This window comes from Roseococcus sp. GW821-FHT12F05 (assembly GCF_058806835.1).
The window spans coordinates 61459-81827 of sequence record NZ_JBXAQB010000014.1 but is presented as its reverse complement, the minus strand read 5'-3'; the positions used below and the strand labels follow the sequence as shown (position 1 = coordinate 81827).

At 68.9% G+C, this 20369-nt stretch carries 17 protein-coding genes; 16 read left to right on the top strand and 1 reads right to left on the bottom strand.

Annotated elements, in window-relative coordinates; genetic code table 11:
* Positions 1-42 precede the first annotated feature (42 nt).
* The gene (locus tag AC1ROY_RS26125; protein ID WP_493151848.1) at positions 43-1620 is read left to right on the top strand and encodes a DUF4214 domain-containing protein; all 1578 of its coding nucleotides are present in this window, start codon (positions 43-45) and stop codon (positions 1618-1620) included.
* Here the strand turns inward: AC1ROY_RS26125 and AC1ROY_RS26120 are convergent, their stop codons facing one another.
* A complete protein-coding gene (locus tag AC1ROY_RS26120) occupies positions 1621-2076 on the bottom strand; it encodes an Lrp/AsnC family transcriptional regulator (protein WP_493151847.1) in 456 nt (151 codons plus the stop codon).
* Between the two features lie 108 nt (positions 2077-2184).
* Here AC1ROY_RS26120 and AC1ROY_RS26115 point away from each other — a divergent pair, with 108 nt between their 5' ends.
* The 15 genes from AC1ROY_RS26115 to AC1ROY_RS26045 all read left to right on the top strand — a co-directional run bounded on the left by AC1ROY_RS26115 (position 2185) and on the right by AC1ROY_RS26045 (position 20362).
* Positions 2185-5553 (top strand): indolepyruvate ferredoxin oxidoreductase family protein, encoded by a 3369-nt coding sequence (locus AC1ROY_RS26115; protein ID WP_493151846.1) that lies wholly within the window; start codon positions 2185-2187, stop codon positions 5551-5553.
* 10 nt (positions 5554-5563) lie between these two features.
* Positions 5564-6706 carry an acyl-CoA dehydrogenase family protein gene (locus AC1ROY_RS26110; protein ID WP_493151845.1) on the top strand — a complete coding sequence of 381 codons (1143 nt, stop codon included), beginning with the start codon at positions 5564-5566 and terminating at the stop codon, positions 6704-6706.
* Positions 6707-6765: 59 nt separating this feature from the next.
* The gene (locus AC1ROY_RS26105) at positions 6766-7113 is read left to right on the top strand and encodes a hypothetical protein (protein WP_493151844.1); all 348 of its coding nucleotides are present in this window, start codon (positions 6766-6768) and stop codon (positions 7111-7113) included.
* 43 nt (positions 7114-7156) lie between these two features.
* On the top strand, positions 7157-8035 hold the full coding sequence (locus AC1ROY_RS26100; RefSeq protein WP_493151843.1) for a DUF2336 domain-containing protein: 879 nt from the start codon (positions 7157-7159) through the stop codon (positions 8033-8035).
* 124 nt (positions 8036-8159) lie between these two features.
* Positions 8160-9215 (top strand): phosphate ABC transporter substrate-binding protein PstS, encoded by a 1056-nt coding sequence (gene pstS / locus AC1ROY_RS26095; protein WP_493151842.1) that lies wholly within the window; start codon positions 8160-8162, stop codon positions 9213-9215.
* Positions 9216-9274: 59 nt separating this feature from the next.
* Positions 9275-10228 carry a phosphate ABC transporter permease subunit PstC gene (gene pstC, locus AC1ROY_RS26090; protein ID WP_493151841.1) on the top strand — a complete coding sequence of 318 codons (954 nt, stop codon included), beginning with the start codon at positions 9275-9277 and terminating at the stop codon, positions 10226-10228.
* A gap of 10 nt (positions 10229-10238) precedes the next feature.
* Positions 10239-11147, top strand: coding sequence for a phosphate ABC transporter permease PstA (gene pstA, locus AC1ROY_RS26085; RefSeq protein WP_493151840.1), 909 nt, complete (start codon positions 10239-10241; stop codon positions 11145-11147).
* A 66-nt stretch (positions 11148-11213) separates the two neighbouring features.
* Complete coding sequence (gene pstB, locus AC1ROY_RS26080) at positions 11214-12005, top strand: phosphate ABC transporter ATP-binding protein PstB (protein WP_493151969.1); 792 nt, start codon at positions 11214-11216, stop codon at positions 12003-12005.
* A gap of 10 nt (positions 12006-12015) precedes the next feature.
* Positions 12016-12738: a phosphate signaling complex protein PhoU gene (gene phoU, locus AC1ROY_RS26075; RefSeq protein WP_493151839.1), complete on the top strand. Its 723-nt coding sequence runs from the start codon at positions 12016-12018 to the stop codon at positions 12736-12738.
* Positions 12739-12751: 13 nt separating this feature from the next.
* Entirely contained in the window at positions 12752-13468 is a 717-nt protein-coding gene (gene phoB, locus AC1ROY_RS26070; RefSeq protein WP_493151838.1) for a phosphate regulon transcriptional regulator PhoB, read from the top strand.
* A 389-nt stretch (positions 13469-13857) separates the two neighbouring features.
* The gene (locus AC1ROY_RS26065; protein ID WP_493151837.1) at positions 13858-15942 is read left to right on the top strand and encodes a 3-hydroxyacyl-CoA dehydrogenase NAD-binding domain-containing protein; all 2085 of its coding nucleotides are present in this window, start codon (positions 13858-13860) and stop codon (positions 15940-15942) included.
* Positions 15943-16055: 113 nt separating this feature from the next.
* The gene (locus tag AC1ROY_RS26060) at positions 16056-17258 is read left to right on the top strand and encodes an acyl-CoA dehydrogenase family protein (protein ID WP_493151836.1); all 1203 of its coding nucleotides are present in this window, start codon (positions 16056-16058) and stop codon (positions 17256-17258) included.
* A 6-nt stretch (positions 17259-17264) separates the two neighbouring features.
* Positions 17265-18410: an acyl-CoA dehydrogenase family protein gene (locus AC1ROY_RS26055; protein ID WP_493151835.1), complete on the top strand. Its 1146-nt coding sequence runs from the start codon at positions 17265-17267 to the stop codon at positions 18408-18410.
* Positions 18407-19069, top strand: coding sequence for a hypothetical protein (locus AC1ROY_RS26050; protein WP_493151834.1), 663 nt, complete (start codon positions 18407-18409; stop codon positions 19067-19069). Before AC1ROY_RS26055 ends, AC1ROY_RS26050 begins: the two co-directional genes overlap by 4 nt.
* Positions 19070-19147: 78 nt before the next feature.
* On the top strand, positions 19148-20362 hold the full coding sequence (locus AC1ROY_RS26045) for an ABC transporter substrate-binding protein (protein ID WP_493151833.1): 1215 nt from the start codon (positions 19148-19150) through the stop codon (positions 20360-20362).
* Positions 20363-20369: the final 7 nt, after the last annotated feature.

The following is a 20369-nucleotide window of genomic DNA, read 5'->3' as shown; positions in this document are numbered from 1 at the left end:
GCCGGTGGAGACTGGGCCACGACCAAAATGGCCGAGGACGACATGACGATCCAACTGACGGGCTCGATTCCGGGGCTGATCAACGAGAACACGCCCCTGTGGGACTGGACGGGGCAGCTCCGGCTCTCGATGGACCCATCGCTGATCCGCTTCGTGGACATCACGGGAACCGGGGCGGACTATTTCGACGCCACGCTGAACCGGGCCACGGGCATGATCGAGATCACGCCCATCGCGCAGGCCGACTACGAATCCTTCAGCGCCGGCGGCCGCTCGCCGACGCTCAGCCTCGGCCTGCGGTTCTTCATGGCCGACGGCACGGTGCAGACGAGTCAGAACGCCTATTCCGTGACTGTGCTGAACCTGGACGACACGCCGCCGCAGTCGCTGCGCTTCTCGAGCGGGGGCAAGGTGGAGGCCAGCCAGGCCGGCGCCGTGATCGGCTCTCTGGCCGTGACGGATCCCGACACGATCTCGGGATTCACCTATACCGTCCGTGAGGACGACCAGTGGGTGTTCGAGATCGTCGGCGGCGTGCTCAAGCTGCGCGCTGGCGTCTCGCTCTCGGTGACCGACGGGCCGACCCGCTCCGTCGTGATCGACGTCTGGGACGGCACCCAATCCTCCGCCTTCACGCTGGACTTCCAGGTCACGCTGCCCGGCTCGGGCGGTCAGGCGATCGACCTCTTCGAGAGCCATGAGCGCGTGGACGGCTTCTCCTGGAGCAACGGCTCCATCATCGGCAACCATATGAGCTGGGAGATCGCCTCGCTGCGTGACCAGGGGACCTACACCACGCTCACCATGCGGGACGGGCATTCCCTGATCTTCAACGAGCCGAACTCGCTGCAGCTTCTGGACGGGGCGGTGTATTTCAGCGGCGACAGCAAGGCGGCCTGGCTCTGGTCGATGGCGGACACGATCCTCAACCGCGAGCACACCAACAAGGAAATGTACTGGAACTACAGCCTTCTGGGCAGCGTCGTCTCGGAGAAGGACTTCATCAATATCCTTCTCGGCTCCGCCGAATTCCAGCAGAGCTTCGGCGTGCTCAACAACAAGCAGTTCGTCGAACGGCTGTATCTCAACACCACGGGAGAGATCAGCGCCTCGGGCGTGACGTACCATAGCCAGCGCCTGGACAACGGCTACGCGCGCGCGGACCTGGTTGTGGATTTCATGAATTTTCGCAAAGGCCTGGGCCAGACGGAGGCCCGCGCGGATCAGGGCATCTTCGTGCCCAACTTCAACACGCAGCAGATCGACACGCTGCTGCGGGTGGGCGCCAACACCCAGGACGCGGACCAAACACGCTTCTGGTCCGAATACTATACGGCGGGTCTCGTCTCCGTCGCCGCCATCGCCGACGGCATCACCCTGTCCGACGGCTACAAGGCCCATATGGGGGCGCTCGATACGCGGAGCTTCGTCCAGCAATTCTATCTCAAGGCCAACGGCTCCGTGCCCGAGGCGTGGTTCACCGATCTCTTCACCTCCGTCATCGACGGGGGCGCGATGACGCGGCCCCAGTACATGGTCGGGATCGTCTCCAGCCTCGATACCCACGACAGCTTCGTCTACCAGCGCCCGGACGGCGCCGCCTTCGCCAATCCCTGGTAGTCATCCCGGCAGCGGCGTGAAGAGCTGCTTCAGGCATCGCAGCCCGAAGGCCGTGCGCGTGTGGCGCACGCCGGGCAGGCGGTAGATCTTCTCCCGCAGGAGCCGCTCGTAGCCGGCGGTGCCGCTCACTGCGGCTTTCAGGATGTAGTCGTATTCGCCGGTGGCGAGCCAGGCCTCAATCACTTCCGGCATGTCGGCGATAGCCTGCTCGAATCGCTTGAGCTGTTCCTCGTCGTGCTTCTCGGTCATCACCTCGATGATGACCGTGTCGGGCAGGCCGAGCTTCGCTTGGTCCAGCTCGGCGCGGTAGCCGCGGATGACGCCCGACTGCTCCAGCCGCCGCACGCGCGACCAGCAGGGCGAGGGGGAGAGGCCAACCCGCTCGGCCAGCTCGGCGTTGGTGAGGCGTGCCTCGCCGTGCAGGGCACGGAGGATACGGCGGTCGATGGCGTCCATCGCGGAAGATCCTTCTGCCAGTTCGGCGGTGCACCACAGAATGCGGCAGGAACTCTTGCGCGATCCGGCTCAAGCTTCCAGCCTATATCCGACTTCCGGAGGCGTCCCATGAACAGCATCATCCGGCCCGATATCTCCCTCGAGGAGCGATGGGACTCGGCCGGGCGCGAGACCCTGCTGACCGGAACCCAGGCGCTGGTCCGCCTGCCGCTGCTGCGGCGGAGCCTGGACGACGCGCAGGGGCTGGATACCGCGGGCTATATCAGCGGCTACCGCGGCTCGCCGCTCGGCGGCTACGACAAGGAGCTCTGGAAGCAGAAGGCGCGGCTGCGCGCGGCGAATGTCATCTTCGAGCCGGGGCTGAACGAGGATCTCGCCGCCACCGCCTGCTGGGGCACGCAGCAAGTGGCGCTGCATCCCGGTGCGAAGCAGCAGGGCGTCTTTGCCATCTGGTACGGCAAGGGGCCGGGCGTGGACCGCAGCGGCGACGTGTTCCGGCATGCCAACGGTGCCGGCACCGCGCCGGAGGGCGGCGTGCTGGCCCTGGCCGGCGATGACCCGGCGGCGAAATCCTCCACGGTGACCAGCGGTTCCGAATATGCCTTCGCCGATCTCGAGATGCCGATGCTCGACCCGGCTGATGTGGGCGAGGTGCTGGAATACGGCGTGAAGGCCATCGCGCTCTCGCGCTTCAGCGGTCTCTGGGTCGGCATGAAATGTGTCGCCGAAACCATGGACGCGACGATGAGCCTCACCGTCGATCCGGCCTCTTTCGCGACGCTCACGCCCAATGGTGTCGAGATCCCGCCCGGCGGCCTGCACATCCGCATGCGCGACACGGCGCTCGCCATCGAGGAGCGGGTGCGCCGCTACAAGCTGCCGGCGGCGCTGGCCTTCGCGCGGATCAACGGCTTCAACCGCATCGTGCAGGAGGCGCCGAATGCGCGGCTCGGCATCGCCGTTCGGGGAAAAGCCTGGTCCACGCTGCGCCAGGCGCTCGCGGATGCCGGCATCACGCCGGAGCTGGCGCGGATGGGGGGCTTGAGGATCTGGAAGGTCGGCCTGGCCTGGCCGCTCGATATCGAAGGTGCGCGGGAATTCACGCGGGGGCTGGAGGCCGTGCTGGTCGTCGAGGACCGCCGTTCCTTCCTGGAGATGCAGCTGCGCGAGGCGCTCTACGGCGATTCCGTCCGCCCCGAGATCCACGGCAAGGACGTGCTGAGCGACGTCTCCGAGCTCGATGCCGCCATGATCCTGCGCGGCTTGGCCCGTGTGCTGCCCGAGCCGCTGCGGACCGAAAAACTCGCCGCGCGCCTCGTCGAGCTGGACGCGTTGGCCGCCGCGGCTGCCGAGCCCATCGCGCTCCGCCAGCCCTATTTCTGCCCGGGCTGCCCGCACAACACCTCCACGAACGTGCCCGAGGGCAGCCACGCGCTGGCCGGCATCGGCTGCCACTACCTCGTGAAGGACATGAACCGCGAGAGCGAGCTGTTCAGCCATATGGGCGGCGAGGGCGCGGCCTGGCTCGGCCAGCGGCACTTCACGGAGACGCCGCATGTCTTCGCGAACATGGGCGACGGGACCTATGCGCATTCGGGCGCCATGGCGATCCGCGCGGCGATCGCGGCCAAGGCCAACATCACCTACAAGATCCTGGTGAACTCGGCTGTCGCCATGACGGGCGGCCAGCCCGCGGAAGGCGAGGTCACCGTGCCGCGCATCGCCGCGCAGGTCTGGGCCGAGGGCGTGATGCGCCTCGCCATCGTCGGCGACGATCCGGAGCGCCACCAGGGCGACCCGCTGATCCCGACAGGCACCACCTTCCATCCGCGGGCCGAGCTCGATCAGGTGCAGCGCAGGCTGCGCGAGATCCCCGGTGTCACCGCACTGATCTACGACCAGCAATGCGCGACCGAGCGGCGCCGCCAGCGCAAGCGCGACCTCGCGCCCAAGGCGAAGAAGCGCGCCGTCATCAATCCGCGCGTCTGTGAGGATTGCGGCGACTGCTCGCGCGTCTCGAACTGCATCGCGGTGGAGCCCGTCGAGACGGAATGGGGCCGCAAGCGCCGCATCGACCAGTCCGCCTGCAACCAGGATTTTTCCTGTGTCGAAGGTTTCTGCCCGTCCTTCCTGACGCTGGAGGGCGCGGAGCCGGTGAAGCCCGCGACGCCCGTCATCTCCATCGAGGCCGCGCTGCCGGAGCTGCCGGAGCCGAAAGCCGGCGAGGCCTGGAACATCCTGCTCGCCGGCGTCGGCGGGCAGGGCGTGACGGCGCTCTCCGCGATCCTGGCCATGGCCGCGCATCTGGAGGGGCGGCCGGTCCGCACGCTGGACATGCTCGGCCTCGCCCAGAAGGGCGGCGGCGTCTATGCGCAGCTCCGCGTGGGCCGTCCGGGCGAGGAGGTGTCGAGCCCGCGCATCGGCCAGGGCCAGGCGGATGCGATGATCGCGGCCGACCTCGTCGGCGCGCATGGCCGCACGGCGCGGCCGCTGCTGGGCCCGGGCCGCTCGCGCGTGGTGGTGAGCACCGAGGTCTCGCCGACCGGCCGCTTCGTGCTCGATCCGGAGACGCGCGAGAACCCCGCCGGCATGCTGGCCAGCCTGAAGGCGGCGGCGCATGACGTGGTGGCGCTGGACGCCGCGCATGAGGTGGAGCGCGATTTCGGCGACCTCATCTTCCTCAACATCTTTCTCCTAGGCGCCGCCTTCCAGCGTGGCATGATCCCCATGTCGCGCGAGGCGCTTCGGCGGGCCATCGAGCTGAATGGCGCGGCGGTGCCGAAGAACCTCGCGGCCTTCGAGGCCGGGCGGCTCGCGGTGGAGGCGAAGCCGGCCGCACCGGAGACGCTGGATGCGCTGATCGAGCGCCGGGTCGACGACCTGCGAGGCTACCAGAGCGCACGCTACGCCTCTGTTTATGCTGACTTCGTTGCGCGGGTGCGCGCGGCGGAAGAGGCGGTCATGCCGGGCGAGACACGGCTGACCAAGGCCGTCGCGACGCAGCTCTACCGGCTCATGGCCTACAAGGACGAGTACGAGGTGGCCCGCCTGCACGCCGATGCGGACTGGCAGGCGAAGCTCCAGGCCGGTTTTTCCGGGACGATGCGGATCAACATGCACCTCGCCCCGCCGCTGCTGGCGCGCGAAGGGCGCGGCGGCCGCCCGCAGAAGATGGCCTTCGGCCCCTGGATGCTGAAGGCCATGGGCTGGCTCCGCCATGGCAAGGTGCTGCGGGGCACGGTCCTCGACCCCTTCGGCCGCACCGAGGAGCGCCGCACGGAGCGTGCCCTGATCGACGAGTACCGCGCAGGCATCGAGCATCGGATGGCAGGGCTGCACCCCACCAACCACGCGAAGGCCTGCGACTGGGCCGAGGCGGCGGCGGGCATCAAAGGTTTCGGGCCGATCAAGGCGCGCAACATCGCCGCGACCCGGGCCCGCTGGGGAATGCTGGACTCGGCCGCGGCGGCGGAGTGACATCGTCCGGATGTTCGACCTGACGCCAGACACCAAGGCCCTGCGCGAAACGGCGCAGGATTTCGCCCGCGAGCGCATCGCGCCGAACGCGATCGCCTGGGACCGCGACCGCCACTTCCCGCTCGACGTCTTCCGGGAGGCGGCGGCGCTCGGCATGGCCGGTCTCTATGTCCGCGAGGAGAGCGGCGGCGCCGGCTTCTCGCGCCTCGACGCGGCGGTGGTCTTCGAGGCGCTGGCGACGGGCTGCCCGACCATCAGCGCCTTCCTCTCCATCCACAACATGGTCGCCTGGATGACCGACCGCTGGGGAACCGACGCGCAGCGGGATGAGTGGCTGCCAGGGCTGCTGACCATGGAGAAGGTGGCCTCCTACGCCCTGACGGAACCGGGCTCGGGCAGCGATGCCGTAGCGCTGACCACGAGGGCGCGCCGCGACAACGAGGGCTATGTGCTGGACGGCGCCAAGCAGTTCATCAGCGGTGCCGGTACCTCGGACCTTTATCTGACCATGGTCCGCACGGGCGGCCCTGGGGCGGACGGCGTGTCCGCGCTGCTGATCCCGAAGGAGACGGCGGGCCTGAGCTTCGGCGCCAACGAGCGCAAGATGGGCTGGAACGCCCAGCCCACCCGGCAGGTCCTGTTCGAGGCCGCCCGCGTCCCCGCCGAGGCGCTGCTGGGCGAGGAGGGCCAGGGCTTCCGCTATGCCATGGCCGGGCTGGACGGCGGACGGCTGAACATCGCGGCGTGCTCGCTGGGCGGGGCGCAGGCGGCGCTCGACATCGCGCTGGACTACGTGAAGACGCGCCGCGCCTTCGGCAAGGCGGTGTCGGACTTCCAGGCCACCCAGTTCCGGCTGGCCGACATGGCGACCGAGCTGGAGGCGGCACGCAGCTTCCTCTGGCGGGCCTGCGCCAAGCTGGACGAGGGGGCGCCCGACGCCACCACCTTCTGTGCCATGGCCAAGCGCTTCGTGACCGACACGTGTCACCGCATCGCCGACGAGGCGCTTCAGCTCCTCGGCGGCTACGGCTACCTGGCGGATTACGGAATCGAGAAGATCGTGCGCGACCTCCGGGTCCACCGGATCCTGGAGGGGACCAACGAGATCATGCGCGTCATCATCGCGCGGCAGCTGGTCGGCCGCCCCGGCTGATCGGGATGTTGATTTCATTTCACCTTGCTGCGATGGCAAGGATGCGGCACAACCCAACCATGCGTTGCATCGCCCTCACGCTCCTCGCCTTCGTCGTGGCCGGACCGGCCGTGGCTCAGCAGCGCGTGGTGGTGGTTCCGGCCGGCGTCGAGGTGGCGGTGCCTGCCCGCGGCGCCCCCGGCCCGCGGCTGGTGAACGCGCCACGCCCCCGCATCCCCTCACGCAACGCCGCGCCCATGTCCAACCCCGGCGTTCGGCCGATGCTGGAGAGCGGCAGCTCGCTGGGTGGCTCCGGGCTGGCCATGCCGGCGCTGATCGCCCTCCCGATCGCCGCCATCGCCGCGGCGGCCGCTTCCATCCCCGGCGGCGGAAACAGCAGCACCTCGGCCCCCGCGCGCACCCGCTGATATCCTTCATTCTTGCGAAAGCCTTTCCCGCGACACTGCCGGGATGGCGCCGTTCGACCAGCCCCATGCCGACACCCACATTGCCTTCCGTGGCTCGCTGACGGAGCGCGTGGCACTGGCCGGGCGGCCGGATGCGGCGCCGGAGCTGCTTGTCCTGCTCGCGGCCGACGAGGCGGAGGCGGTGCGCCGCACCGTTGCCGAGAATCCCGGCACGCCCTCCCATGCCGACCGCCTGCTGGCCCAGGACGCCGTCGCGTCCATCCGGATCGGCCTCGCCCGGAAGCTGGCGGGACAGGCGGCCGAGCTGGCGCAGGGGCTCGCGGGCGGCCGGGTCCGGCTGGCCTGGGACGCGCTCCTGCTCCTGGCACAGGATCTGCGGAACGAGGTGCGCCATGCCGTCGCCGACACGCTGGCCGACCTGCCGGGCGCGCCGCACGACCTCGTGCTTGCCCTGGCCAGGGACGCCGTCCTGCTGGTCTGCGAGCCGCTGATCCGCCTTTCCTCGGCGCTGACGGAGGGAGACCTCATCGGCCTGGTGCGCGATCCGCCGGGCACCGGCACCTGCATCGCCGTCGCGCGGCGGCTGCAGCTCGCCGAGCCGGTCTGCGAGGCGGTGGTGGAGAGCGGCGACCTTGCCGCCATGGCCGCGCTGCTGCGCAACCCGACCGCGCGGATTCCCCTCGGAGCCCTCGCTGCCCTGGTGGAGCTGGCCGGCCGGCATCCATCCCTCCAGGAGCCGTTGACGGGCCGGCCGGCGCCGTTGGCGGCTCGGCTGACGGAGCTCGTCGCCGATGGGGTCCCGTCACAATCGGCGATGCGCGCCGACCTGCAACCTGGGGTTGCCGAACGCCTGTGGTCAGGCGAGCCAGGAGGGGAGGCCGTTCCGGAGCCGATTTGTCAGGTCGTGTGGACAACAAGTTAGTTGAAAGGTCTAAGTCATATAAGCTTCACAAATATGAAACACCTCCGTCTTTCTGGGCGCCTATCCGCTTCGCCGGAAGGCAGCCGGCTCCCCCGCCGGCGCCTGCAGTCCGATGGAGACGCTAGTGAATCGACGCAACCTTCTGGCCCTCGCCGCCGGCGTGGCGGCCACGCCTGTCCTGTCTCGCCCCGGCTTCGCGCAGCTCGCCGCCATCACCGGCGCCGGCGCCAGCTTCCCCCGCCCGGTCTATGAGCGCTGGGGCCAGGCCGCCCGCGAGGGCGCCGGCATCCAGCTGAACTACCAGTCGATCGGCTCGGGCGGCGGCATCAACCAGATCACCAACCGCACCGTCGATTTCGGCGCCTCCGACGCCCCGCTGCCGGCCGACCAGCTCCGCGAGCGCAACCTCCTGCAGTTCCCGACGGTCATGGGCTCGGTCGTGCTGATCGTGAACCTGCCGGGCGTGGCCGACAACGCGCTGAAGCTGACGCCGGAAGTCGTGGTCGACCTGTTCATGGGCCGCATCACGCGCTGGAACGACGCGAAGATCGTCGAGCTCAACCGCGACCTGCGCCTGCCGAACCTGCCGGTGTCGCCGGCCTACCGTGCCGATGCCTCGGGCACGACCTTCGTCTTCACCACCTACCTCTCCCGTGTCTCCGAGGCCTGGAAGTCGGGCCCCGGCGCCGCGACGAGCGTCCAGTGGCCGGTCGGCAACGGCGCCCGCGGCAATGAGGGCGTCTCCAACGCCGTCCGCAACACGCCCGGCGCCATCGGCTACACCGAGAACGCCTATGCCACGGTGAACCGCCTGATCACGACGCAGCTGCGCAACAAGGCCGGCGCCTTCGTCCGCCCGACCATGGAGTCCTTCCAGGCCGCCGCCGGCGCCGCCGACTGGTCCACGCCGAACTTCGCCGCCGACATGGTGGACCTCGCCGGCGCGACCGTGTGGCCGATCGTCTCGCCGACCTTCATCCTGCTGCCGACCAACCCGGTCGCCGACCGGGTCGTGGGCAGCCAGAACACGATGAAGTTCTTCGACTGGGCCTTCAAGAACGGCGGCGAGGCTGCCCGCCGCCTCGAGTACATCCCGCTGCCGGACTCGGTGCACACCGCGATCCGCGCCGCCTGGAGCGCCGTGAAGAACCCGTCCGGCGCTTCGATCTGGACCGCCTGAACGTTTGACGCGTAGACCGGGGGCGGGCCCGTGCCCGCCCCCCTTCATGAGGTTCCGGCGTGCAGCAAACCGTCACTTCCCCACGCATCAGCGGTGCGGTCGGGGACAAGATCTTCGAATGGCTGTGCCGCGGCGCCGGCCTCCTCGTCCTCGGCCTTCTCGGCGCCATCATCCTGACGCTCTTCATCGGCGGCCTGCCCGCCTTCCGGGAATTCGGCCTGCCCTTCCTCTGGTCCACCGACTGGAACCCCGTCGAGGGCCGTGAGAGCTACGGCGCGGCCGTGCCGGTCATCGGCACCATCGTCACCGCGATCCTGGCCATCCTCATCGCCGTGCCCGCCGCCTTCGGCATCGCCTTCTACCTGACCGAGCTCGCGCCCGAATGGATCCGCGGCCCCGTCGGCACGGCGATCGAGCTGCTGGCCGCCATCCCCTCGATCATCTTCGGCATGTGGGGCCTCTTCATCCTGGTGCCGATCATCCAGAACTGGATCCAGCTCCCCTTCGGCGAGATCCTCGGCAACATCCCGGTGATCGGCGTCATCTTCGACAGCAACAACTTCGCCGGCACCTCGCTCTTCGCGGCCTCCGTGGTGCTCGCGATCATGATCCTGCCCTTCATCGCAGCCACGATGCGCGACGTCTTCCTGACCGTGCCCCCCGTCTACAAGGAGAGCGCCTACGGCCTCGGCGCCACCCGGTGGGAGGTGATGCGCGGCGTGGTCATCCCCTACACCCGCGTCTCGGTGGTGGGCGGCATCATGCTGGGCCTCGGCCGCGCGCTGGGCGAGACCATGGCGGTCACCTTCGTCATCGGCAACGCGAACCGCATCGCGACCTCGATCTTCGATCCCTCGACCACCATCGCCTCGGTGGTCGCCATGGAGTTCCCGGAGAGCCTCATGGGCAGCCTCAAGCAATCCTCGCTGCTGGCGCTCGGCTTCCTGCTCTTCGTGATCTCCTTCATCGTGCTGGCGACGTCGCGCTGGCTCCTCCGCTCGCGGCTGAAGTGAGGCGCGTCCCATGAGCACCACGACCTTCGACATCGCGACAGCCCCCGCCAAGAACCAGGCGACCGCCCGCGCCCTCGGCGCCCGCCGCAAGATGGTGGACCGGCTGGTCCGCTGGGCCTGCATCGGCTCGACCATCATCGGCCTGATCTTCCTGGCCTCGATCCTGATCACGCTGATCTACCGCGGCTTCTCCGCGCTGGACTGGACGGTGCTGACCAAGGAGTTCGAGCCGACCACCTATGGCGACGATACCGCCCCGCGCGGCGGCCTCGTCCATGCCATCATCGGCTCGCTGATCCAGACCGGCATCGGCACCGCCGTCGGCACGCCGATCGGCTTGCTGGTCGGCACCTACCTCGCCGAATACGCGCGCGGCTCGAGGCTGGGCGAGGCGGTGCGCTTCGTCTCGGACGTCCTGCTTTCCGCCCCCTCCATCCTGATCGGCCTCTTCATCTACCAGATGGTGGTGCTGCCGATGGGCGGCTTCTCCGGCCTGGCCGGCTCGCTGGCGCTGGCCATCATCGTCATCCCCGTCGTCGTCCGCACGACGGAGGACATGCTGACGCTCATCCCCAACACGCTGCGCGAAGCGGTCGTGGCGCTGGGGGCGCCGAAGTGGAAGATGATCATCCTGGTGACCTGGCGCGCCGCGCTCTCGGGCATCGTGACCGGCATCCTGCTCGCCTTCGCGCGCATCACCGGCGAGACCGCGCCGCTGCTGCTGACGAGCTTCGGCAACAGCGTGACCAGCTGGAGCCTCGGCCGTTCCATGGCGAGCCTGCCGATCGCGATCTACCAGCAGGCCAATTCCGGCTTCCCGGACCTCATCGACATCGCCTGGGCGGGAGCGCTGCTCGTCACGCTCGGCGTCCTCTCCGTCAACATCGTCGCGCGCATCCTGCTGCGCAAGCGCAAGTAAGCCAGGGGCAGACCCATGAACTCCGAGACCCAGCCCATCGCCGATACCTCCGGGAGCTTCGGCGGCATGCAGGTTCGCTCCGACGCGGCCCTGAACACCCGGAATCGCATCGAGATCCGCAACCTCGATTTCTATTACGGCCCGAACCTGCCCAAGGCGCTGAAGGGCATCGGCCTCAATTTCCCCGATCGCCAGGTGACCGGCATGATCGGCCCCTCGGGCTGCGGCAAGTCGACGCTGCTGCGCGTGATGAACCGCATGTACAGCCTCTATCCCGGCCAGCGCGCCGAGGGTGAGGTGCTGCTCGACGGCGAGAACCTCATCGACCCGCAAATGGACCTGAACGAGCTGCGCTCGAAGATCGGCATGGTCTTCCAGAAGCCCACGCCCTTCCCGATGACCATCTACGAGAACATCGCCTTCGGCGTGCGCCTGCACGAGAAGCTCTCCAAGGCAGAGATGGACCAGCGGGTGGAATGGGCGCTGACGCGCGCCGCCATCTGGACCGAGGTGAAGGACCGGCTGGGCGCCTCGGCCATGGGGCTCTCGGGCGGCCAGCAGCAGCGCCTCTGCATCGCCCGTACCATCGCGGTGCGGCCGGAGGTCATCCTGTTCGACGAGCCGACCTCGGCGCTCGACCCGATCTCCACGCTGAAGATCGAGGAGCTCATCGACGAGCTGAAGCGCGACTTCACCATCGCGATCGTGACGCACAACATGCAGCAGGCCGCGCGCTGCGCCGACCAGGTGGCCTTCTTCTACCTGGGCGAGCTCATCGAGGTGGCGCCGGCGGCGGCGATGTTCACGGCGCCCAAGCACCCGAAGACGCAGGAATACATCACCGGCCGGTTCGGCTGAGGAGACTGAGATGCCGAACAATCCGCGGAGCCATATCGTGACGAGCTACGGAGAGGACCTCAGGCGCCTGCGCGAGATGATCGCGCGCATGGGCGGGCTGGCCGAGCGGCAGGTGGCCGATTCCGCCCTGTCGCTGGTGCGCCGCGACAGCGACCTCGCCGCCGAGGTCGTGATGCGCGACGCGCAGCTGGACGCGATGGAGCGCGAGGTCGAGCAATACTGCGTGCGCCTGCTGGCGCTGCGCCAGCCGATGGCCGCCGACCTGCGCCTCATCATCGCCTGCATGAAGATCAGCCAGGACCTGGAGCGCATCGGCGACTACGCCCGCAACGGCGCGAAGCGGGCCATCGTGGTCGCGCAGCAGCCGCTGATGGGCAGCCTCAACGGCTTCGAGCGCATGGCCGAGCTGGTGCAGGAGAACCTCAAGGGCGCGATCGACGCGCTGGTCGAGGACGACGCCGCCAAGGCCGACGAGGTCTGGGGCAACGACGAGCCGATCGACGGCATCTACAACGGGATCTTCCGCGAGATGCTGACCTTCATGATGGAGGATCCGCGCAACATCACCTCCGCGACGCATCTGCTCTTCATCGCGAAGAACCTGGAGCGGATCGGCGATCACGCGACGAACATCGCCGAGCGCGTGCACTTCGCGGTTCTCGGGGAATCGCTGACGGAGGAGCGACCGAAGGCGGACATCTCCTCCTCGGCCGTGGTCAACCCACCTGGCTAAGGAAGCGACGCGGATGCCCGAAGGCTTCACCGGCAACGGCAAGCCCACCATCCTGGTGGTGGAGGACGAGGCGGCGCTGCTCGCGCTGCTGCGCTACAACCTGGAACGCCAGGGATTCAACGTGGAAGAGGCGACGGACGGGCAGGAGGCGCTGCTGCGCATCGCCGAGGCCAAGCCGGACCTCGTCCTGCTCGACTGGATGCTGCCGGCCATGTCCGGCATCGAGGTCTGCCGCCAGATCCGCCGGCGGCCCGCCACGCGCGACCTGCCGGTGATCATGGTCACCGCCCGCACCGAGGACCAGGACGCGGTGCGCGCCCTGGACACGGGCGCGGACGATTACATCGCCAAGCCCTTCGCGGTGGAGGCGCTGCTGGCGCGCATCCGGGCGCTGCTGCGCCGGGCGTCGAACGTCTCGGCCAAGGGCAGCATCGCCTATCTGGACCTGGCGATGGACCAGGACGCGCACCGCGTGACGCGCAACGGCCGCGCGCTGCACCTGGGCCCGACGGAATACCGGCTGCTGGAATTCTTCCTCTCGCATCCGCGGCGGGTCTTCACGCGCGAGCAGCTGCTGGATGCAGTCTGGGGGCGCGACATCCATGTCGAGCTGCGGACCGTGGACGTGCATATCCGCCGGCTGCGCAAGGCGATCAATGCCGATGGCGAGGTGGACCTGATCCGCACCGTGCGCTCGGCTGGCTACGCGCTGGACGCCGATAACGGCTAACGCCGTTATCGGTTTTGCCGCCCTCAGGCGCCGGGCGCCGCCTACGGCGGCTTGACTTGGCCGCGCTGCTGGTGTGCCCGGCCGGCAGGTGGAGTGGGCGGTGCCGGCCGCTGTGGGGCCGGATTCTCCTGACGGAGCTCCGGCCTCCGGTCGCCGTCGACCCTTGCGTCATCGTACCGTTTCGTGTGGCAGCAGGTCGCGGCCTCCGTCCGGAATTGCCATGGTCCGGACGGCTTCCCGACCTTCCGGTCGGTCGGGGGCTCCCGCGAATCGCCCGTGAAACCTCGCTTTCCGCGCTGCGGCCTCCAGGCCCGGCCCGTGCCCGTTGACATCGGCGAGGCCTCAGCGAGAAAGTCCCATGAACAAGGTTGGATGAGGAAGCCGGGTCCATGGTCGAAGAGCGCTTTGTCGAACACGCGCGCGACGGGGATATCCATATCCTGCGGATCGCCAATCCGCCGGTCAACACGTTGCGCACGGGCGTGCGCGAGGGTCTGCACCTCGGCATCCGCGCCGCCGTGAAGGAGGGCGCCCGCGCGATCGTGCTGATCGGCGACGGCCGCATGTTCTCCGCCGGCGCCGAGATGACCGAGTTCGGCAAGCCCCGCCAGCCGCCCAGCCTCAACGAGGTCTTCGACGAGATCGAGAACTGCCGGGTTCCGGTCGTCGCTGCCATACATGGCTCGGCGCTGGGCGGCGGGCTGGAGCTGGCGCTCGCCTGCCATGCCCGCGTGGCGCTGGCCTCGGCGCAGGTGGGCCTGCCCGAGGTGAAGCGCGGCTTCGTGCCCGGCGCGGGCGGCACTCAGAGGCTGCCACGCCTCATCGGCGGCGAGGCGGCGCTGAAGATCATCGTGACGGGCGAGCCGGTCTCGGCGGCGGAGGCGGTGAAGCTCGGCTTCGTCGATGCCATCGTGGACGAGCCGCTGGAGGCTTCCGCCGTCGCCTGGGCGCGCAAGCACGCGGGCGACACCTTCGTGCTGGCCCATCATCGCACGGACAAGATCAAGGGTGCCGACCTCGCTGCCTTCGATGCGGCAGCGGCCAACCTGCTCAAGCGCACGCGCGGGCAGGAGAGCCCGAAGGGCTGCGTCACCGCCGTCCGCGCCGCGCTGACGCATCATTTCGACGAGGGCCTCGCCATCGAGCGCGAGCAGTTCCAGCGCCTCGTCGCCGGCGAGCAGAGCCAGGCGCTCCGCCACGTCTTCTTCGGCGAGCGCGAGGCGCAGCGCATCCCGGGCATGCCCGAGGGCACGAAGTCGCTGCCGGTGAAGAACGCGGTCGTGATCGGCGGCGGCACGATGGGCGGCGGCATCGCGATGAACTTCGCGAACAACCACATCCCCGTGACCATCGTGGAGACCTCGCAGGAGGCGCTCGACAAGGGCCTCGCGCGATGCGAGGCGAACTGGGAGCGCACCGTGAAGAGCGGCCGCCTCAGCCAGGCCGAATACGAGAAGCGCCGCTCCTTCCTGAAGGGCAGCATCAGCCTCGACGTGGTGAAGGACGCCGACCTCGTGATCGAAGCCGTCTTCGAGAACATGGACGTGAAGAAGGAGATCTTCGCGAAGCTGGACAAGCTGGCGCGGCCCGGCGTCGTGCTGGCTTCCAACACCTCGACGCTCTCGATCGACGAGATCGCCTCGGCCACGAAGCGGCCGGAACTGGTGATCGGGATGCACTTCTTCTCGCCGGCCAACGTCATGCGGCTGCTGGAGAACGTGCGGGGCGCGAAGACCAATTTCGAGGCCATCGCGACGGCGACCGAGGTCGGCAAGCGCATCGGCAAGCTGCCCGTGCTGGTCGGCAATTGCGACGGCTTCGTCGGCAACCGCATGACCGGCAAGCGCACGCCGCAGGTGGAGAAGCTGCTGCTGGAGGGCTGCCTGCCGCAGGACATCGACCGCGTGATGGAGACCTACGGCATGGCCATGGGTCCGCTCGCGACCGGCGACCTCGCCGGCCTCGATATCGGCGCCGCGGTCCGCAAGGCGCGCGGCACGGTGGCGCCGATCGCCGATGCCGTCGTCGCCCGAGGCCGCTTCGGCCAGAAGACCAGCAAGGGCTGGTACATGTACGACGAGAAGCGCACCCGCCTCGTCGACCCTGAAGTCGAGGCCATCATCCTCGACGTCGCGGAGAAGATGCAGATCCGCCGCCGCAAGATCGAGGATCAGGAGATCCTGGAGCGCATGCTGCTGCCGATGGTGAACGAGGGCGCGCGCATCCTGGAGGAGGGCGTGGCCTACCGCGCCGTCGACATCGACGTGGTGTTCTGCAACGGCTTCGGCTGGCCCGCCTGGCGCGGCGGCCCGATGTTCTGGGCCGACCGCATGGGCCTGAAGGCCGTGCGCGACCGGCTCGAGCACTATGCCGAGCTGACCGGCGACGCCAACCTCAAGCCCGCCAAACTGATCGAGCAGCTCGCGGCCGAGGGCGGCAGCTTCGCTACCATCGGCGTCAAGCGCGCGGCCTAGAGTGCGATGCCTTCGCTTGCGCTCACGCATCCCCCTCTAGGTCTTTGTTCAACGCGCGATTCAGACCTGCGGCGCTTCGCGCCTTCGGTCATCACGCTTTAGGAGACGCCGACATGGAACTCCGTTTCACCGACGCCGAGGCCTCCTTCCGCGATGAGGTTCGCGCCTTCCTCGCGGCCGAGGTCCCTGAGGCCACGCGCCAGCACATGATCTCCGGGAAGTCGCCGACCAAGGAGATGGTCGTCGAGTGGCAGAAGAAGCTGAACGCCAAGGGCTGGGCCGCGCCGGAATGGCCGGTGGAGTACGGGGGGCCCGGCTGGACGCCGGCCCAGAAGTACATCTTCCGCGAGGAGCTGCAGATGTGGCCGGCGCCCTCGCCGCTCGGCTTCAACATCAACATGTGCGGCCCGGTGATCATCCAGTTCGGCACGCAGGAGCAGAAGGACCGCTTCCTGCCGCGCATGCGCAACCTGGATGACTGGTGGTGCCAGGGCTTTTCCGAGCCGGGCGCGGGTTCCGACCTCGCGGGCCTCAAGACCAAGGCCGTGCTCGAGAACGGCGAGTGGGTCATCAACGGGCAAAAGACCTGGACGACGCTGGCGCAGCATGCCGACTGGATCTTCGTCCTCGCCCGCACCGATGCGGCGGCGAAGAAGCAGGAGGGCATCTCCTTCTTCCTGGTCGACATGAAGACGCCCGGCATCACCGTGCGCCCGATCATCACGATCGAGGGCGGGCATGAGGTGAACGAGGTCTTCTTCGACGACGTGAAGGTGCCCGCGAACCTTCTGGTCGGCGAGGTCAACAAGGGCTGGGATTGCGCGAAGTACCTGCTCGGCAACGAGCGCTTTGGCCAGGCCCGTGTCGGCGCCTCGCGCGAGCGCATCCGCCGGCTCAAGACCATCGCGAAGGACACGATGGATGGCGGCCGCCCGTTGATCGAGGACCCCGAATTCCGCCGCCAGGTGACGGAAATGGAGGTCGAGCTCAAGGCGCTGGAGATGACCGTCATGCGCGTCATCGCCAACGAGACCAAGCGCGCCGGCACCGGCAAGCCCGATCCCACGACCTCCGTGCTCAAGATCAAGGGCACGGAGATCCAGCAGGGCGTGTCCGAGCTGCTGATGAAGGCGGCCGGCCCTTATGCCTGGGTCGACGGCGATCCGGACGCGGAAGGCACCAACGAGTGGGACGTGGCGCCCGACTGGGCCTTCGGCCTCGCCGGGATCTACTTCAACTGGCGCAAGCAGAGCATCTATGGCGGGTCCAACGAGATCCAGCGCAACATCATGGCCAAGGCCTTTCTGGGACTCTGATGCATCATGGATTTTGATCTGAACGAGTCCCAGTCCCTCCTGCAGGACAGCGTCCGCAAGAGCCTGACCGCGAAGTACGGCTTCGAGAACCGCAAGGCCTATCTGGCCAGCGAGACCGGCTGGAGCCGCGAGATGTGGGCGCAGTATGCCGAGCTCGGCCTGCTGGGCCTGCCCTTCTCCGAGGATGACGGCGGCTTCGGCGGCGGTCCCGAGGAGACCATGCTCGTCGCCGAGCAGATGGGTCGCCACATCACGCTGGAGCCCTGGTTCAGCACCGTCGTGCTGGGCGGCGGCTTTCTTCGCCACGGCGCCGATGCGGCGCTGCGCGGCGAGCTGGTGCCGGAAGTGGCCTCGGGCGAGGCGCTGATGGCGCTGGCCCAGGTCGAGCGCCAGTCCCGCTACGATCTCTTCGACGTGGCGACCACGGCGAAGAAGGACGGCGAGGGCTATGTCGTCACGGGACGCAAGGGCATGGTCCTGCACGGCGACACGGCCGACTGGTTCGTCGTCTCCGCCCGGACCTCCGGCGGCCAGCGTGACAAGGGCGGCATCGGCCTCTTCCTCGTCTCCGCCAAGGCGCCGGGCGTGGATATCAGAGGCTTCCGCATGGTCGACGGCGGCCGCGCGGCCGAGGTCGATTTCACCGGCGCCCGCGCGCATGCCGTGCTGGGCGAGCCCGAGGGTGGCCTCCCCATCCTCGATCGCGTGGTGGACGAGGCCATCGCGGCCCTGGCCGCGGAGGCGGTCGGCGCCATGGACGTCGTGAACGCCATGACGCTCGACTACATGAAGACGCGCCAGCAGTTCGGCCGCGCCATCGGCAGCTTCCAGGCGCTGCAGCACCGCGCGGCGGACATGCTGGTGGCCATCGAGCAGTCGCGCAGCATGGCCTATTTCGCGACCATGGCCGCGCAGGGCAGCAACGCCGTCGAGCGCCGGAACAACATGCACGCGGTGAAGGCCCAGATCGGCCGCTCGCAGCGCTTCGTGGGACAGCAGAGCATCCAGCTGCATGGCGGCATCGCCATGACCATGGAGTACGGCGCCGGCCACTACTTCAAGCGCCTCACGGTGAACGAGGCGATGTTCGGCGACACCGACCATCACCTCCGCGCCCTGGCCGATGCCGGGGGCCTCGTTCAGGCGGCGTGACCCGAACCCAGCGCATCGCTGCCGGCGAGGAGGTCTTCGGATCCTCCATCGACGCGCTGGTGCGCCGGATCGACGCGCGGATCGGCCCGGCGGAACGGCCGGGCTTCGAGGAACTGGTCGAGACCTGGCCTGAGGCCGACGCGGATGGGCTCTACCACCGGCTGACTGCGCTGCTGGATGGGCTGCCGCCACCCGCGCCGCCGTCGGGGCGCGAGCCGGGCTCCGCGGGGCGCGGCGTCTTCGGTGCCGTGCTCGGCGGCCTTCTGGGCTTTCCGCTCGGCTTCCTCGCCTACATGATCCTGCGCGAGACGGTGCTCTCCACCAGCCTCTGGTCCTCGGACGGGCTGATGTGGGCGGTCATCCTGGCCGTCGCACTCGTTTGCGCCGTCGTCGGCGGGTGGCAGGGCAGGCGGCCCAGCCGGGCGGGCCACGCCCTCTTCCGGGCGATGCTCGGCTTCTTCCTGGGGGCGGCCTCCTGCGCGATCGGCGGCGTGCTGATCGCCTTTACCCTCGGCGAGCTCCTCGGCGTCTCGCAGAGGGAGGGCGCCTTCGCCATGGGCGTTATCTTCGGGATCGGGCCGATGGCCGGGCTGCTCGGCGGCATCGCCATGGCGATCTGGTGGGGCGCGCGCGCCTGGCGCCGCTGGGCCCGTGCGTAAAGCGCTGATTTTCGGCATTTCGCATTGCGGCGCCGCCCACCGCTTGCTTGGATGCGGCCAGCAATCCGGAGCCCCGCCATGACTTTCGCGCTTCCTCGCCGCACCGCGCTTCTCGGCGCCGCGGCCACGCTGGCCGCCCCGCCGGTCCTGGCGCAGGAGGGGCCGATCCGCATCGGCGAGATCAACTCCTACTCGGCGCAGCCCGCCTTCCTCACACCCTACCGCAACGCCTGGACCATGGCGCAGGAGGAGGTGAACGCGGCCGGCGGCGTGAACGGCCGCCGAATCGAGACCGTCTTCCGCGACGACGCCGGCAAGCCCGAGGACGCCGTCCGCCACGCCGGCGAGCTCATCAACAACGAGCGCGTGCATCTGCTGGCCGGCGGCTTCCTCTCCAATGTCGGCCTGGCGCTGGGCGATTTCGCCAACCAGAACCGCCGCCTCTTCGTCGCCTCCGAGCCGCTGACCGACGCGCTCGTCTGGGCCCGGGGCAACCGCTACACCTTCCGGCTCCGCTGCAGCACCTACATGCAGGCCGCCATGCTGGTGGAGGAGGCGGCCAAGCTGCCCCCCATGCGCTGGGCGACCGTCGCGCCCAACTACGAGTACGGCCAGTCTGCGGTCCGCTGGTTCAAGGAGCTGCTGCTGCGCGCCAAGCCCGGCACCACCTTCGTCGCCGAGCAGTTTCCGGCGCTCGGCCGCATCGACGCCGGTGCCACGGTGCAGGCGCTGGCCGGCGCCAACCCGCAGGCGATCTTCAACGTCACCTTCGGCGCGGACCTCACCAACTTCGTGCGCCAGGGCAGCACGCGCGGGCTCTTCGAGCGCCGCACCGTCGTTTCCATGCTGACCGGCGAGCCCGAATACCTGGACCCACTGGGCGACGAGGCGCCGGAGGGCTGGATCGTCACCGGCTATCCCGCCGCCGAGATCAACAACCCCACGCACACCCGCTTCCGTGACGCCTATCGCCGCCGCTTCAACGAGCTGCCGAAGCTCGGCAGCATCGTGGCGGCGGATACGGTGACGGCCATCGTTGCCATGCTGAAGAAGGCCAATTCCACCGAGACGGATCCGATGGTGGACGCCATGTCCGGCCTGAAGTTCTCCGGCGCTTTCGGCGAGGCGGAGACGGAGTTCCGCGCCATCGACCATCAGTCCACCATGGGCGCCTATGTCGGCAAGACCGCGCTGCGCGGCGGCCGCGGCGTGATGGTGGACTGGCGCTACGCCGACGGCCGGAACTACCTGCCGACGGACGAGGTGGTGCGGACGCTGCGCCCGCAAGGCTGACGCGCTC